This is a genomic window from Sphingobium sp. BHU LFT2, from assembly GCF_018604485.1.
Lineage (GTDB): Bacteria > Pseudomonadota > Alphaproteobacteria > Sphingomonadales > Sphingomonadaceae > Sphingobium > Sphingobium yanoikuyae_A.
The window spans coordinates 685,436-699,466 of record NZ_JAFCGW010000001.1; the positions used below are offsets into that span (position 1 = coordinate 685,436).

17 protein-coding genes are annotated in these 14,031 nt (G+C 65.6%); 10 read left to right on the forward strand and 7 right to left on the reverse strand.

The annotated features are described in order from the left end of the window. Positions 1 to 44 precede the first annotated feature (44 nt). From sdhA to sdhC, 3 genes are read right to left on the reverse strand one after another with little or no spacing between them, the layout of a single operon-like run. Positions 45 to 1,859 (reverse strand): succinate dehydrogenase flavoprotein subunit, encoded by a 1,815-nt coding sequence (gene sdhA, locus JQK15_RS03355; protein ID WP_004210194.1) that lies wholly within the window; start codon positions 1,857 to 1,859, stop codon positions 45 to 47. Next, positions 1,859 to 2,248, reverse strand: coding sequence for a succinate dehydrogenase, hydrophobic membrane anchor protein (sdhD, locus tag JQK15_RS03360; protein WP_004210192.1), 390 nt, complete (start codon positions 2,246 to 2,248; stop codon positions 1,859 to 1,861). The genes sdhA and sdhD overlap by 1 nt, the downstream gene beginning before the upstream one ends. Then, positions 2,248 to 2,580 carry a succinate dehydrogenase, cytochrome b556 subunit gene (sdhC, locus tag JQK15_RS03365; RefSeq protein ID WP_004210189.1) on the reverse strand — a complete coding sequence of 111 codons (333 nt, stop codon included), beginning with the start codon at positions 2,578 to 2,580 and terminating at the stop codon, positions 2,248 to 2,250. Before sdhC ends, sdhD begins: the two co-directional genes overlap by 1 nt. A gap of 274 nt (positions 2,581 to 2,854) precedes the next feature. On the opposite strand from sdhC, the gene JQK15_RS03370 reads away from it, so the two are divergent. From JQK15_RS03370 to JQK15_RS03380, 3 genes are read left to right on the forward strand one after another with little or no spacing between them, the layout of a single operon-like run. After that, on the forward strand, positions 2,855 to 4,147 hold the full coding sequence (locus JQK15_RS03370; protein ID WP_004210187.1) for a methyl-accepting chemotaxis protein: 1,293 nt from the start codon (positions 2,855 to 2,857) through the stop codon (positions 4,145 to 4,147). A 39-nt stretch (positions 4,148 to 4,186) separates the two neighbouring features. Beyond that, complete coding sequence (locus tag JQK15_RS03375) at positions 4,187 to 5,185, forward strand: 50S ribosomal protein L11 methyltransferase (protein ID WP_004210185.1); 999 nt, start codon at positions 4,187 to 4,189, stop codon at positions 5,183 to 5,185. 30 nt (positions 5,186 to 5,215) lie between these two features. Then, positions 5,216 to 5,935 carry a dienelactone hydrolase family protein gene (locus JQK15_RS03380; RefSeq protein WP_214863411.1) on the forward strand — a complete coding sequence of 240 codons (720 nt, stop codon included), beginning with the start codon at positions 5,216 to 5,218 and terminating at the stop codon, positions 5,933 to 5,935. On the opposite strand, the gene JQK15_RS03385 is transcribed toward JQK15_RS03380, so the two are convergent. From JQK15_RS03385 to JQK15_RS03395, 3 genes are read right to left on the reverse strand one after another with little or no spacing between them, the layout of a single operon-like run. After that, positions 5,932 to 7,296, reverse strand: a complete 1,365-nt coding sequence (locus JQK15_RS03385) for an amidase (RefSeq protein ID WP_353047175.1) — start codon at positions 7,294 to 7,296, stop codon at positions 5,932 to 5,934. The two genes, JQK15_RS03380 and JQK15_RS03385, sit on opposite strands and share 4 nt — an antisense overlap. Positions 7,297 to 7,333: 37 nt before the next feature. Next, positions 7,334 to 8,464 carry a M14 family metallopeptidase gene (locus tag JQK15_RS03390; RefSeq protein WP_048936362.1) on the reverse strand — a complete coding sequence of 377 codons (1,131 nt, stop codon included), beginning with the start codon at positions 8,462 to 8,464 and terminating at the stop codon, positions 7,334 to 7,336. Next, positions 8,461 to 9,051 (reverse strand): DUF4136 domain-containing protein, encoded by a 591-nt coding sequence (locus JQK15_RS03395; RefSeq protein WP_004210178.1) that lies wholly within the window; start codon positions 9,049 to 9,051, stop codon positions 8,461 to 8,463. Before JQK15_RS03395 ends, JQK15_RS03390 begins: the two co-directional genes overlap by 4 nt. Positions 9,052 to 9,247: 196 nt before the next feature. Here JQK15_RS03395 and ykgO point away from each other — a divergent pair, with 196 nt between their 5' ends. Continuing rightward, positions 9,248 to 9,373, forward strand: a complete 126-nt coding sequence (gene ykgO, locus JQK15_RS03400; RefSeq protein ID WP_004210176.1) for a type B 50S ribosomal protein L36 — start codon at positions 9,248 to 9,250, stop codon at positions 9,371 to 9,373. Positions 9,374 to 9,557: 184 nt separating this feature from the next. Here the strand turns inward: ykgO and pyk are convergent, their stop codons facing one another. After that, the gene (gene pyk, locus JQK15_RS03405; RefSeq protein WP_214863415.1) at positions 9,558 to 11,030 is read right to left on the reverse strand and encodes a pyruvate kinase; all 1,473 of its coding nucleotides are present in this window, start codon (positions 11,028 to 11,030) and stop codon (positions 9,558 to 9,560) included. Between the two features lie 104 nt (positions 11,031 to 11,134). Between pyk and JQK15_RS03410 the strand changes: the two genes are divergently transcribed. The 6 genes from JQK15_RS03410 (at position 11,135) to JQK15_RS03435 (ending at position 13,962) form a co-directional block, all read left to right on the forward strand. Further along, positions 11,135 to 11,434 carry a DUF1244 domain-containing protein gene (locus JQK15_RS03410; protein ID WP_214863417.1) on the forward strand — a complete coding sequence of 100 codons (300 nt, stop codon included), beginning with the start codon at positions 11,135 to 11,137 and terminating at the stop codon, positions 11,432 to 11,434. Positions 11,435 to 11,599: 165 nt separating this feature from the next. Continuing rightward, positions 11,600 to 11,842: a DUF2312 domain-containing protein gene (locus JQK15_RS03415; protein WP_004210171.1), complete on the forward strand. Its 243-nt coding sequence runs from the start codon at positions 11,600 to 11,602 to the stop codon at positions 11,840 to 11,842. A gap of 123 nt (positions 11,843 to 11,965) precedes the next feature. Next, on the forward strand, positions 11,966 to 12,292 hold the full coding sequence (locus tag JQK15_RS03420) for a YbjQ family protein (protein ID WP_214863419.1): 327 nt from the start codon (positions 11,966 to 11,968) through the stop codon (positions 12,290 to 12,292). A 94-nt stretch (positions 12,293 to 12,386) separates the two neighbouring features. Beyond that, positions 12,387 to 13,130, forward strand: coding sequence for a YebC/PmpR family DNA-binding transcriptional regulator (locus JQK15_RS03425; protein ID WP_004210169.1), 744 nt, complete (start codon positions 12,387 to 12,389; stop codon positions 13,128 to 13,130). 84 nt (positions 13,131 to 13,214) lie between these two features. Continuing rightward, positions 13,215 to 13,706, forward strand: coding sequence for a crossover junction endodeoxyribonuclease RuvC (ruvC, locus tag JQK15_RS03430; protein WP_214863421.1), 492 nt, complete (start codon positions 13,215 to 13,217; stop codon positions 13,704 to 13,706). Positions 13,707 to 13,731: 25 nt separating this feature from the next. Beyond that, on the forward strand, positions 13,732 to 13,962 hold the full coding sequence (locus JQK15_RS03435; RefSeq protein ID WP_004210167.1) for a DUF2188 domain-containing protein: 231 nt from the start codon (positions 13,732 to 13,734) through the stop codon (positions 13,960 to 13,962). Positions 13,963 to 14,031: the final 69 nt, after the last annotated feature.

A 14,031-nucleotide genomic window follows, 5' to 3' on the forward strand; every position in this document is an offset into this window, starting at 1 on the left:
CAGATGGCCCGCCCTCTTCAGATTTCCGGCATGATGCCAGAGGCTTAGTATACGCGCGCCTTCGGCTTAATATACTCGGCCTCGTCGGTCATCGTGTAATCGTGGACCGGACGATAATCGAGCGTCACCTTGCCGCTCGACCCACCCCAGCCTTCGAACCAGCTGATGGTGTGCTTCATCCAGTTTTCGTCGTCGCGGTTCGGGAAATCCTCATGCGCATGGGCGCCGCGCGATTCCTTGCGGGCCTCGGCGCCTTCCATCGTGCAGATGGCCTGGCTCATGAGATTGTCCAGTTCCAGCGTCTCGATCAGGTCGGTGTTCCAGATCAGCGAACGGTCGGCGATCTTGACGTCCTGAAGGCGCTTGTTGACCGCCTGCATCTTGACGACGCCATCGGCCAGCAATTCGCTGTCGCGGAACACGGCGGCATGCTTCTGCATGGTGCGCTGCATGTCCATGCGGATGTCCGCCGTCGAGGTGGTGCCATTGGCGTTGCGGTAGTGATCGAGGCGCGACAGCGCCAGATCGGCCGCATTGGCCGGCAGCGGCTTGTGCGGGGTGTTGGGCTTGAGATTGTCCTTGAGGAACAGGCCGGTTGCGCGGCCGAACACGACAAGGTCGATCAGCGAGTTGGAGCCAAGGCGGTTCGCGCCATGGACCGACACGCAGGCCGCTTCGCCGACCGCGAACAGGCCCGGCACCACGACTTCCGGATCGTCGCCGACCTTGGTCACCACCTGGCCATGATAGTTACAGGGGATGCCGCCCATATTGTAATGGACCGTCGGGGTCACCGGCAGCGGCTGGCGGGTCAGATCGACACCGGCAAAAATCTTGCCGCTTTCGGTGATGCCCGGCAGGCGCTCGGCCAGAACCTTGGGATCGATATGGTCGAGGTGCAGGAAGATATGATCCTTGTGCTCGCCGACACCACGGCCCTCGCGCATTTCCATCGCCATCGAGCGCGACACGACGTCACGCGACGCCAGATCCTTCGCCGACGGGGCATAGCGTTCCATGAAACGCTCGCCTTCGGAATTGGTGAGGTAGCCGCCTTCGCCGCGCGCGCCTTCGGTGATCAGCACGCCCGCGCCATAGATGCCGGTCGGGTGGAACTGGACGAATTCCAGATCCTGCAGCGGCAGGCCGGCGCGCAGCACCATGCCGCCGCCGTCGCCGGTGCAGCTATGGGCCGAAGTGGCCGAGAAATAGGCGCGGCCATAGCCACCGGTCGCCAGCACGACGGCATGGCTGCGGAAGCGGTGGATGCTGCCATCTTCCATGCAGATGGCGATGACGCCGCGGCATTCCTTGCCGTTCGGGCCATCTTCCATGATCAGGTCGATGGCGAAATATTCGATGTAGAAGTCGGCGTCATACTTCAGGCTCTGCTGGTAGAGAGCGTGCAGCATGGCGTGGCCGGTGCGGTCGGCCGCGGCGCAGGTGCGCTGCACCGGCGGGCCGGCGCCCATATTCTGCATGTGGCCGCCGAAGGGACGCTGATAGATGGTGCCGTCCTGGTTGCGGCTGAACGGCACGCCGGCATGTTCCAGCTCGATCACGGCCGCCGGCGCTTCGCGCACCATATATTCGATCGCGTCCTGGTCGCCCAGCCAGTCCGACCCCTTGACGGTGTCATACATGTGCCAGGTCCAGTGGTCGGGGCTGTTGTTGCCGAGCGAGGCGGCGATGCCGCCCTGCGCCGCCACGGTGTGGCTGCGGGTCGGGAACAGCTTGGTGATGCAGGCGGTCTTGAGACCCGCCTCGGCGCTGCCCATGGTGGCGCGCAGGCCCGAGCCGCCGGCACCCACGACGACGGTGTCGTAGGTATGGTCGATGATCTTGTAGGCTTCGCTCATTACTTGACGACCCCGATGAAGGCGATCTTGGCGATCGCGAAGACGCCCGCGGCAGCGCCGGCATAGGCATAGAAGTTCAGCAGCAGCATCGAGAAGAAGGCCAGGCCCTTGTCGTGGACATAGTCCTCCAGCATGACCTGCATGCCCAGACGCAGATGCATGAAGATGCTGACGACCATCAGCATCAGCGGCACGGCGACCAGCGGATTGTGGATCCAGTTGACCACGCTCTCATAATCGAGGCCGGGCAGCGCGATCAGGCTGAAGAGCAGCCACAGAACCAGCAGCAGATTGCCGATGGCGGTGTAGCGCTGTGCCAGCCAGTGGTGCGCGCCATGCTTGGCCGAGCCAAGACCGCGGACGCGGCCGATTCCGGTTCCGGTACCCATCAGAATTTCCCCAGGCAGATCGCGGCCCAGAAGGCGGCGGTAGCGATCGTCGACAGCACGAAGGTCAGGATCGACCAGGTCTTGCTGGTCTTCAGGTCATAACCCGCACCCATGTCGAGCACGAAGTGACGCAGACCCGAGAAGAGGTGCTGGAAGAAGAACCAGGACAGGCCCGCCATGACCAGATAGCCGATCGGCGAGGTCGCGCAGGTGACGAAGGTGGCATAGGCTTCCGGGCCGGTCGCGGCAGCCATCAGCCACCAGATGAGGCCAAGAGCACCGGCGGTGGCCAGGCCATTGCCCGTCACGCGGTGAATGATGGAGACGGCCATTGCCGGCCCCCATTTCCAGATCGTCAAATGCGGCGAGAGCGGCCGGCTTGTGGTTCGCGCCATGTCTACCCAGGTCCCTGCTATGTCCTTTGAGTCCGCTCCCCTTAGGAGCGAAGACGCCGAAGGGCAAGCCGCGCGGACCATGTCGATGCGCGCGCCCAAATAAGAAGTGATTAACCAAATGGCGCTATCACCGCCTGGTTCGTCCTGACACCTATTTGGGGTTCTGCAATCCATGACTTCCGCCACCACGCCCAGGAACGCCATCGCCCAGATGCTGGCCGAAGTGGACCCCCGCGGTGATCTGGCCCGTGGCATGGCCGAAATCGAGCAGCTGGTTGCCGACGATGCGGTCGTCGCCGCGCGCACCTTCTTCTCTACCTATATGGACAGTTCGGGCCTGCGAAACCGGTTGCAGCCCACGACGCTGGCGAAGATCGAGACCGCCGCGCATGAATATGTCCGCCAGAAGCTGCGCCACTACAGCGCCGGCGACTGGGCGCTGTCCTCCACCGCCTGCGTCCGCCACGCCCGCAAGCACGGCATTTCGGTGCGCGGCGTGCTGCTGCCCGTCGCCGCGGCCAACGAGAAACTGACCGATATCATCTGGGAACGCGCAGCCGACGACGCCACCCGGCGCCGGCTGGTCGACATCATGGCGCAGGTCGGCATGGTCGATGCCGGGCTGATGGCCAATGTGATCGCGATCGATGATGCCGAAAGCCAGCGCAATGCGCGCCAGCAGTTCGGCGTCCTGTTCGAACAGCGCATCATGGGCGAGATCGACGGCGCGTCGCAGTTGGGCGAATCGCTGCGCGAACAGGCCAAGGATGCCTCCGCCGCGACCCGCGGCATGCTGGGCAAGGCGTCGGAAGTCGCCGCCGCCGCCGAACAATCCGCCCTTGCGATGCGCGAGGCCGCCCGCACCTCGGCCGGCCTGATCCGCGCGATCGAGGACGCGCGCACCGAAGTGGAAAGCGCCGCCGAAGTGGCACAGCGCGCCGCGTCGCAATCGGGCGACGCCGTTTCCATGTCGGCCACCCTGTCGGACCATGCCAAGTCGATCGAATCGATCCTGGGCCTGATCCGCGACATTGCCGGCCAGACCAACCTGCTGGCGCTCAACGCGACGATCGAAGCCGCCCGTGCCGGTGACGCCGGTCGCGGCTTTGCCGTGGTGGCGCAGGAAGTGAAGAGCCTGGCCAACCAGACTGCCCGTGCCACCGACGAGATTGCCGGCAAGATCGCCGCCATCCAGGCATCGACCCGCCAGTCGGTGGAGACCAACGAGCGCATCCGCGACACCGTCGGCGAAGTGCAGGCCAGTGCCCAGCGCATCCGCCACGCCATGGACGCCCAGGCCCAGACCGTGACGATGATCACCGCCGCCGTCGATGAAACCGCGCTGGCGGCCGACTCGATGTCGACCACCATTTCGGCGATCCGCCAGGACACCGAAGTGGTCGCATCGGAAATCGACCAGCTGGAACGTGGCTTCATGAGCGTCGAGGGCAAGCTGTCCAGCCTGCGGCATGCCTCCAGCGACTTCGGCCGCCAGGTCGCCTGACCCTTTTCCTGCCGCTGCCGCTGGTCTAAAGGCGGCGGCATGAATGATGTCGCTGCGCCAGCCGCCCAGAGCTGGAAAGTCACCCTGCCCTGCACCCGCGCCGAAGCGGAGGCGCTGGACGGGGACATCGCCGCCTTCGCCCTGATGGAGCATCCGCCGGTGCTGATGACCAGCGAGGCGGAGCCGGACGACGAGAATAAGTGGCAGCTCGACGCCTATTTCGAAGGCAAGCCGAGCCCGGCGGCGATCAAGCTGCTCAAGACCCTGGTGCCCAGCGCATCAGGCATCAAGCCGCAGGTCGAGGCGCTGCCCGACGAGGATTGGGTGACGATGAGCCAGCAGGGGCTGGAACCCGTCACCGCCGGCCGATTCCATGTGCGCAATGTCGCCAGCGATCCCGAACAGCCCGGCCATGTCAATTTCCTGATCGAGGCGAGTCGCGCCTTTGGCACCGGCCAGCATGAGACCACCGCCGGCTGCCTGGCGATGATCGACCGGATGCGCAGCGTCGGCATGCGCTTCCGCAATGTCGCCGATATCGGCACCGGCACCGGCCTGCTCGCCTTTGCCGCGATGACATTGTGGCCGCGCGCCCATGCGATTGCTTCCGACATCGATCCGGTGGCGGTCGACATCAGCCGCGAGAACGCCGTGGCGAACGGCATTGCCCTGGGCGGGGGCGCCGGCCAGTTGGCGCTCTGCACCGCCGCCGGCGTGGATCATCCCGCGCTGGTCGGGCGCGCCCCCTATGACCTGCTGATCGCCAATATCCTGGCCGGGCCGCTGATCGAACTGGCGCCCTCGCTCTGCGCACTGGTGGAGGATGGCGGCACGATCGTGCTCGCCGGCCTGCTCAATGAACAGGCCGATGCGGTAATCGCCGCCTATCGCGCGCAGGGCATGCGCCTCGCCGAACGCAGCGATCGCGGCCATTGGCCGACTTTGCGCCTGCGCAAGCGCCCGCAGATCGGCTGGAAACGCCCCCGCCGCATCAATGCCGCCGCGCGTGGCGAAGCCCCCGGCTTCGGCAGCATCTGACTTTTCGACTTATCCACAGGAGACGCTTTCATGGTCCTCACCCGCCAGACGATCATCCATGACGGTCCGGGCGGCGCGTTTGAAAGCGTCGCCGTGGTCGACGATGCCGCCGCCGGCCTGGTGCCGGGCATCCTGCTCGTTCCCAATGTCCTGGGCACCAAGGAAGCCGACTTCCTCTATGCGGAGAAGGTCGCGGCGCTGGGCTATGCCGTGCTGGTCGCCGACGTCTTTGGGCAGGGCAAGCGCACCACCCGCGAGGATCCCGATGCCGGGCGCTACATGAACGAACTCAACGCCGACCGCGCGCTGCTGCGCGACCGGATGCTGGGCGCCCACGCGCTGCTCAAGGATATGCCGGCGGTCGATGCCGCCCGCACGGCCGCGATCGGCTTCTGCTTCGGCGGCAAATGCGTGCTCGACCTGGCCCGCGCGGGCGCCGACATTGCCGGCGGCGTCAGCTTCCACGGTGTCTATGAGGCACCGCCCTTCCCCAACGCCACGATTACCGCCAAGCTGCTGGTCTGCCATGGCTGGGAAGACCCGATCGCGCCGCCCGAGGCGACCGTCGGCCTGGCGAAGGAACTGACCGAGGCGGGCTGCGACTGGCAGATTCATGCCTATGGCCACACCGGCCACGCCTTCACCGACGAGAGCGTCCATATGCCCGAAAAGGGGCTGGCCTATAGCGCCGATGCCGACCGCCGCAGCTTCCGCGCGATGGTGAATTTCCTCGACGAACTGTTCGGCTAAACCGCCAGCAGCTTTTCCACCGCTGCCGCGATCGCGAACAGGCGCTGGTCCTGCCCGGCCCGCGCCATCAGCATCAGACCGACCGGCAGGCCGCCCTCGCGCGGCAGCGGCAGGGAAATGGCGCACAGGTCGAAGCTGTTGCCGAGGCCGGTATTGCGCAGCAGCAGCCGGTTGCGGGCGACAAAGGCGTCAGCATTCGCCACCTCGGCCTGAGTCGGCGCGACGATCGGCGTGGTCGGCAGCACCAATATGTCCAGTCCGGTCAGGCGCGCATCCATCGATCGCACCAGCGCGGCGCGCTCCACCAGCATCTGTCGGTGGCGTTCGGGCGTCACGTCACGGCCTGCCTGCATCCGTGCCAGCACGATCGGATCGAAATCCTGCGCACGGGTCGCGATTCGATCGCGATGGATGGCATAGGCCTCGACCGAGGCGATCGGCACCGGCGACTGAAGCGCCTGCATCGCATCGAATTGCGGGAAAACCTCGTCGCTGAGCGTCATGCCCGCCTGGCCCAGCCGCGCCAGCGCATCGGCGAAACGGGCCGCGACGGTCGCGTCCAGATCGGCCAGCGGCAGGCCCTGGGGAATGCCGGCGCGCAGCCCCTTGAGCGGCGCGAGGTCGAGCCGGCGGGGTGCCTCGCCCGCCAGTATCGCATCGGCGCGGAAACAGGCGTCGACGCCGGTCGCGATCGGTCCGATCGAATCGAGCGTGGGCGACAGCGGGAAGGCGCCATCGGTCGGCACCCGCGCCTTGGTCGGCTTGTAGCCGACGACACCGCACAGCGCGGCGGGAATGCGGCAGGAACCGCCGGTATCGGTGCCGATCGCGATCTCGCACATCTGATCGGCCACCGCGACGCCGCCGCCACTGGTTGATCCACCCGGCACGCGGGCCCGGTCGGCCGGATTGCCCGGCGTGCCATAATGGGGATTCACGCCGACGCCGGAAAAGGCGAATTCGACCATGTTGGTCTTGCCGACGATCACCGCGCCGGCCTGCTTCAGCCGGGCAACGACCGGCGCATCGATGGTAGCGGGCGGGGCATCGGCCAGGATCAGCGAACCGGCGCGGGTCGGTTCACCCGCGACATCGAACAGATCCTTGATGCTGACGATCGCGCCGTCGATCGGCGAGAGCGGCGAAGCGGCGCGGGCATCGGCCGCGTCCGCCGCCGCCCGCGCGCTGTCCACATAGAGGGTGAGGTAGGTGCGTCTGCCCTCTCCCGCCGGGTCGGCGATGCGCGCGAGCGCGGCTTCCAGACGCTCGCGCGACGGGCGGGATTTGGCGATGGCCGGCGCGCCGACGGTGCCGAGCACCATGGCGCCACCGGCGCCGTGCAGGATCGTCCGTCGCGTCACGCCGCCATGCTCCATCTATTGCCCCCGATCAGCCCGGTCAGATATCCTCGATCATCTCCGCCAGCACCGCCAGGCAATCCTTGCCGAGCTGCGCCGAACGGGCCGGCGACCAGCCGAAATCGGCGTCGGGCAGATCGTCATTATCCTTGAACGGCATTTCCAGCGTCATCGCGACCGCGCCGAAGCGTTCGGCCAGCTGGTTGGTCGACATGGCGAGATTGGCCTTGCCGCCGCCCGCCACCGGATAGCCGAGGCGCGTCTGGAAATCGGGCGTCCGGGCCGCCAGCGTGTCGCGATAGCGATGATAGAGCGAGAGTTGCCGGTCGGTGATCGAGGGAATGCCCTCGAAGCCGGCCAGGAACACCGCCGGGATCGCCTCGTCGCCATGCACGTCCATGGCGAAATCGACGCCGGTTTCATCCATCGCGGCACGGACCAGATAGACTTCCGGGCTCTTCTCCATCGACGGCTCATGCCATTCGCGGTTGAGATTGATGCCCGCCGCATTGGTGCGCAGATGACCGCGCCGGCTGCCGTCGGGATTCATGTTGGGGACGATGTGGAAGGTCGCCTTCTGGCGCAGATAGCGCGCCACCGCATCCTCGTCGTCGGTCAGGCGCTCCAGCGCGCCTTCCATCCACCATTCGGCCATGCTCTCGCCGGGATGCTGGCGGGCATAGAGCCAGACATTCTTGGGGCCTTCGCCGACGCTCAGCATGTCGAGCGGCTGGCCGTCCAGCGTCAGGCCCAGTTCGCGATGCTCGACGCCCGGCTGGCAGGCGGCCCAGGCGACCAGATCATGATGGCGCTCCATCGAATAGGGCGCGAAATAGGCAAGCCAGACGGCATTGCTGTCGGGCGAGAGGCGGATCGTCAGCGTGCCGTCGGCATAATCGGTATCGGCCTGAAGCCAATTCTCGCGATCCTCGCTCATCCGCGCCTTGTAGCCCGGCCAGCCGTCGGGATAGGCCGAACCCGCGCAGTTCACGATCGCCAGTTCCACTTCACGTCCGGCGGCGCCCGCCAGACGGAAATGGAACCATTGATAGAAGTCGCTGTCCTTGTCCTTGACGATTTCCAGCTCGGCGCGGACGCCTTCTGGACTGTCGGTGATGGAAAGGACGCGGATGTTGCCGCTGTCGAAGGCGCTCGAAATGGAGATGGTCATTTGACCGTTATAGTGCGCCCGGATTCGCCCGGATAGCCCCCGAGGAGGGCAGCGGCGAGCTTTTGCGCGACGGCGCGCGGCTGCGACTCGGGCGTGCCTTCACGCGATTCGGTCGAGGCGCGGCCTTCCCAGATGGCGGCCTGATCGCTGCGACGGCGAATCTGGATCTGCAATTCGGTGGAGACGATATCCTTGGGCTTGCCCGACAGGTTGATGCCGACGCCCAGCCCCAGGCCGGAATAGCCGCCACTGCCCAGCGCCCCGCCAACGCCCACGCTGACCGGCTTGTCATTGCGCGCGGTGCCGGTCGGGCGGAAGCTGCGGCGGAAGCCGACCAGCGCGACATAGTCGCTGCCCGCATCGCCCGCATTGGTGAAGCCGACGCGCTGCAGTTCCTGGCTCACCGCGCCGGCATAGGTGCGAAATTCCAGGCCAACGTCCGGATTGCCGGGGATTTCCTGCACCGCGATCGATCCGGTCTGTGCCGGGCTGCCATTGTGGAATCGCGTCACCTCCACCGACGGCACCGTCGCGCAGGCGGCTAGCGACAGGGCAAGACAGGAGGAGAGGATAATCTGTTTCAACATGCGATTGCACTCCAACGGGACTATGTCCAACACGCCGCCGACATAGCATTCCCTTCCAACGGGTGAAGCCATGACTTGGCTGCATGCAGGATGAACGGTGGCAAAAGGCGGCGGCCTGCGCTTGACTTTCGGCCGCCTCCCCCATAGGGGCTGCGCTTCGATTTTTCCAATCAGACATGATTCCAGAAGGCTGACAATGAAGATCCGCAACTCGCTCAAGTCGCTCAAGGGCCGCCACCGGGACAACCGCGTGATCCGTCGTCGTGGCCGGACCTACGTCATCAACAAGACCAACCGTCGCTTCAAGGCCCGCCAGGGCTAAAAGCGCGGACGGATCGGCTCGCCGATCCTCCGGACCTTCCAAAGGTCTTATTGAGCGCCCGATCCCATGGATCGGGCGCTCAACGTGTTGGCGTGGTGTTTTCGCGCGAATCGATTCGCGGCCAAAAGAAAAAGCGCGACCGCCCGAATGGGGCGGCCGCGCCGAATCGATCATGCCAAAGCAGTCAGGCGGGCAGGCTGGGCGTCTCGTCGCGCCCCTTCAGCTCGTCGCCACGCACGGTCGCGACATGCAGCACGTTGGTCGAACCGGGCGTCCCAAAGGGCACGCCGGCCAGCACCACGATCTTGCCGCCCTTGGCGCTCATGTCGTGGCGCAACGCCATGCGGCGCGCCTTGCCGATCATTTCCTCGAAATTGCCGATATCCTTGGTGCGGATCGCATGGACGCCCCAGGTCAGGCCCAGCTTGCGCGCGGTATCGGATCGCGGCGTCAGCGCCAGGATTGGTGCAGACGGCCGCTCGCGCGCGACGCGGCGCACGGTGCTGCCCGACGAGGTGAAGCAGGTGATGACGCTGGCGCCGACGACCGGGACGATGCCGGCGGTGGCTTCCGCCAACGCGTCGGCGGTGGTCGGGTCGGGCCGGGTTTCGGTGAAGTGCAGACGGGCGAAATAGCCCGGATCGCGCTCCACGCTATGGGCGATGCTGTCCATCATCGACACTGCCTCGACCGGCCAGTCGCCCGCCGCCGTTTCGGCCGACAACATGATCGCATCGGCGCCGTCATAGACCGCGGTCGCCACGTCCGACACTTCGGCGCGGGTCGGGGTCGGCGCCTTGATCATCGATTCCAGCATCTGGGTCGCAACCACCACCGGACGGCCCATGCGGCGCGCGGTGGCAACGATCTGCTTCTGCAGCGGCGGCACCGCCTGCGGCGGCAATTCCACGCCCAGATCGCCACGCGCGACCATCACGCCGTCGGCCATCTCGATAATCTCCTCCAGCCGCTGCACGGCCGAGGGCTTCTCGATCTTGGCCATCAGCGCGCCATGGCCACCCATCAGCTTGCGCGCCTCGGCCAGATCCTCGGGCCGCTGGACGAAGCTCAAGGCGATCCAGTCGCAGCCCTGATCGACCGCGAAGCTGAGGTCTCGGCGATCCTTGTCGGTCAGCGCCGGCACCGGCACGACCACGTCGGGCACATTCACGCCCTTACGGTTCGACAGGGTGCCGCCGATTTCGACGATGGTGTCGATTCGCGTGTCCGTGACTGCCTTCACCCGCAGCACCAGCTTGCCGTCATCCAGCAGCAGCCGGGTCTCGGGGACCAGCGCGGCGTAGATTTCGGGGTGTGGCAGGTTCACGCGCTCGACGGTGCCCGGCGTGTCGTCCCGATCGAGGACGAAGGCCGCTCCGGTTTCCAGCACCACCAGCCCCTTCTCGAACGTGCCGACGCGCAGCTTGGGGCCCTGAAGGTCGGCCAGAATCGTGGTTGGCCGGGAAAATTCCTTTTCCAGCTCGCGGATCGTGGCGATGCGGGCGGCATGATCCTCATGCGCGCCATGGCTCATATTGACTCGAAAGGCGTCGGCACCCGCGACAAACAATGCGCGGATCATCTCTGCGCTCTCGCTGGCGGGACCGAGGGTCGCGAGAATGCGAACCTTGCGCGAGCGGGGCGATAGTCGTGTCATGTCTTCTCCTGGCCGTATTGATCGCCTCTGGCTTGCCAGGGCGTCGTTATCGATTATCCGTGCTGCACGACAGGATGATGTAGATTAAGCGAAAGGTTCCGCCTGTGTCCGCTACCATACTCAGTGACGCCGTCGCTGCAACCGCCTTCCGTCGGCTGATCGCGCATTTGCAGCATCGGACCGACGTGCAGAATATCGACCTGATGGGCACCGCCGGCTTCTGCCGCAACTGTCTGGCCGACTGGATTGCCGAGGCGGACGGCAATCTGACCCGCGACGACGCCCGCGCAATCGTCCACGGCATGCCCTTTGCCGAATGGAAGGCCCGCCATCAGGGCGAGGCGACGCCGCAGCAGATCGCGAAGATGCAGGAGAGCGTGGCGAAGAACGCGGACAACCATTAAGCGTTCGGCAGATCCTGCCGGACCGGCGCCGCGCGCGAAACGCAGTCCGAATTTCGCGAATGGAGCCTGATTCACGGTATCGGCGGACGCGCAAAGCGCTTCCACCTCGCCCGATCAGGCTCTAGGAGCGTCCACCAACCGATTCACACTGACACGGAGATTCCCATGAGCGAGGGCAATATCGCAGCCGACCAGCTGCGCCTTCTGATCGAGCGCATCGAGCGCCTGGAAGAAGAAAAGAAGGGCATCGGCGACGACATCAAGGACGTCTATCTGGAAGCCAAGGCGACCGGTTACGACCCCAAGATCATGCGCCAGATCATCCGCCTGCGTAAGATGCAACCGCATGACCGCCAGGAAATGGAAGCGATCCTGCAGACCTATCTGTCCGCGCTGGGCATGGAATAAGGCGGTCCACGCCTTATTCCCGACCGGTGCAAGCCACCGGACCTTGCCGAGGGGTGCTGTCGACCTACATCTGGTCCAGCCCCCTCGCGCCAGGGGCGCCACCAAAATGAGAGGACGCCCCTTATGACCGACATCATCGTCAGCACCACCAGCCGCCTGGAAGGCCGTCCCGCCCAGGATTATCTGGGCATCGTCACCGGCGAAGTGATTGTCGGCGCCAACCTCTTCCGCGACCTGTTCGCCAGCGTGCGCGACATCGTCGGCGGCCGATCGGGCGCCTATGAGGATGTGCTGCAACGCGCGCGCAGCGAAGCGATCGAGGAGATGCAGGGCAATGCCCGCAAGCTGGGCGCCAATGCCGTCATCGGCGTCGACCTCGACTATGAGGTGATCGGCGCCAATGGCTCCATGCTGATGGTCTCCGCCTCGGGCACCGCGATCCGCTACTGATCGCCGCGCCTCCGCCATCCTCTAGCGTTGCAGGATGGCGACGCGCTCGCTAGAGAGCGCGCTTCGGTTTCACAGAAAATGTCAGGAGAAGGCCGTGGCCGGCCATTCCAAATTCAAGAACATCATGCATCGCAAGGGTGCGCAGGACAAGAAGCGCTCGTCGATGTTCTCCAAGCTGTCGCGCGAAATCACCGTCGCGGCCAAGATGGGCATGCCCGATCCGGACATGAACCCGCGCCTGCGCCTGGCGGTCAACGCCGCCAAGGCCCAGTCGATGCCCAAGGACAATATCCAGCGCGCGATCGACAAGGCGATCGGCGGCGACATGGAGAATTACGAGGAAATCCGCTATGAGGGCTATGGCCCCGGCGGCGTCGCCATCATCGTCGAGGCACTGACCGACAATCGCAACCGCACCGCGACCAATGTCCGCACCGCCTTTGCCAAGAATGGCGGCAACCTGGGCGCATCGGGCGCGGTGAGCCATGGCTTCGACCGCCTGGGCCTGATCACCTATCCCGCCAGCGCCGGCGATGCCGACGCCGTCTTCGAAGCCGCGCTGGAAGCGGGTGCGGACGATGTCTCGTCGAACGAAGACGAGCATGAGATCTGGACCGCGATGGACGCGCTGCACGAAGTCGCCAAGGCGCTGGAAGCCAAGCTGGGTCCGGCAGAGGGCGCCAAGCTCGCCTGGAAGCCGCAGACCACGCTGGAAGTCGACGAAGCCAATGCCGCAACGCTGCTGAAGCTGGTCGACACGCTGGAAGATGATGACGACGTCCAGACCGTCTGGGGCAATTATGAAGTCTCCGACGCCGTGATGGAGAAGCTGGGCTAAGATGCCCGGCTCCCGTTCGCTTCGGGCGAGATCGCGCAGCGCCGATGCGCGCCGGTCTTGCCCGACGCGGACGATCCTGCACCCATGATCATACTTGGCCTCGACCCCGGCCTCGGCACCACCGGCTGGGGCCTGATTGCCGCCGACGGCAATCGCCTGACCCATGTCGGCAACGGCCAGATCAAGACCGACAGCGCGATGTCGCTGGCGACGCGGCTGATGGCGCTCGATCTGGCGCTGACCGACCTGATCTTGGAACATCGGCCCGATGGCGCCGCGGTCGAGGAAGTGTTCGTCAACGTCAATCCGCAATCGACGCTGAAGCTGGGCCAGGCGCGCGGCGTCATCCTGCTGAATGCCGCGCGGTCCGGCATGGAAGTGGGCGAATATGCCGCCCGCCTCGTCAAGAAATCGGTCGTCGGCGTCGGCAACGCGTCGAAGGAGCAGGTCCATGCCATGGTCCAGCGGCTGCTGCCCGGCGCCAAGATCGTCGGGTCCGACGCGGCCGATGCCCTTGCGGTGGCGATCACCCATGCCCATCATCTGGCGAGCGCCCGGCGGATGCCCGCGCGCTGACCTGCCATCGGAGACCATCGCGACCATGACCGACCTGCCCCACGCCCGCTACATCATCGTCCCGCATGACGGCGCGTGGAAGATCAACCTCAACAACAGCTATTACGGCCCCTTCGCGACGCAGCAGGCGGCGATCGACAGCGCCACCGAAACGGCAAAGAAGGCAGCGGCAGGCGGCTATCCCGCATCGGTCCTGCTGATGAACGGCACCGCGTTCGACACGGCCTGGACCAGCATCGAAAACGACGACACCTGATTTTTACATATTTCGGGAACTCTTCGTCCCTTTCCGCATTTATCGACACCAGCATAAGCGGGCGCAGGG

Excerpts from the sequence above, each read along its gene's own strand:
- JQK15_RS03395 (WP_004210178.1), bottom strand. The coding sequence starts at position 9,051 with ATGTTGAAACAGATTATCCTCTCCTCCTGTCTTGCCCTGTCGCTAGCC.
- JQK15_RS03420 (WP_214863419.1), top strand. The coding sequence starts at position 11,966 with ATGACCGACATCATCGTCAGCACCACCAGCCGCCTGGAAGGCCGTCCC.
- pyk (WP_214863415.1), bottom strand. The coding sequence starts at position 11,030 with ATGACACGACTATCGCCCCGCTCGCGCAAGGTTCGCATTCTCGCGACC.
- sdhD (WP_004210192.1), bottom strand. The coding sequence starts at position 2,248 with ATGGGTACCGGAACCGGAATCGGCCGCGTCCGCGGTCTTGGCTCGGCC.
- JQK15_RS03380 (WP_214863411.1), top strand. The coding sequence starts at position 5,216 with ATGGTCCTCACCCGCCAGACGATCATCCATGACGGTCCGGGCGGCGCG.
- JQK15_RS03390 (WP_048936362.1), bottom strand. The coding sequence starts at position 8,464 with ATGACCATCTCCATTTCGAGCGCCTTCGACAGCGGCAACATCCGCGTC.
- JQK15_RS03375 (WP_004210185.1), top strand. The coding sequence starts at position 4,187 with ATGAATGATGTCGCTGCGCCAGCCGCCCAGAGCTGGAAAGTCACCCTG.
- ykgO (WP_004210176.1), top strand. The coding sequence starts at position 9,248 with ATGAAGATCCGCAACTCGCTCAAGTCGCTCAAGGGCCGCCACCGGGAC.
- sdhC (WP_004210189.1), bottom strand. The coding sequence starts at position 2,580 with ATGGCCGTCTCCATCATTCACCGCGTGACGGGCAATGGCCTGGCCACC.
- sdhA (WP_004210194.1), bottom strand. The coding sequence starts at position 1,859 with ATGAGCGAAGCCTACAAGATCATCGACCATACCTACGACACCGTCGTC.
- JQK15_RS03415 (WP_004210171.1), top strand. The coding sequence starts at position 11,600 with ATGAGCGAGGGCAATATCGCAGCCGACCAGCTGCGCCTTCTGATCGAG.
- ruvC (WP_214863421.1), top strand. The coding sequence starts at position 13,215 with ATGATCATACTTGGCCTCGACCCCGGCCTCGGCACCACCGGCTGGGGC.
- JQK15_RS03370 (WP_004210187.1), top strand. The coding sequence starts at position 2,855 with ATGCTGGCCGAAGTGGACCCCCGCGGTGATCTGGCCCGTGGCATGGCC.
- JQK15_RS03435 (WP_004210167.1), top strand. The coding sequence starts at position 13,732 with ATGACCGACCTGCCCCACGCCCGCTACATCATCGTCCCGCATGACGGC.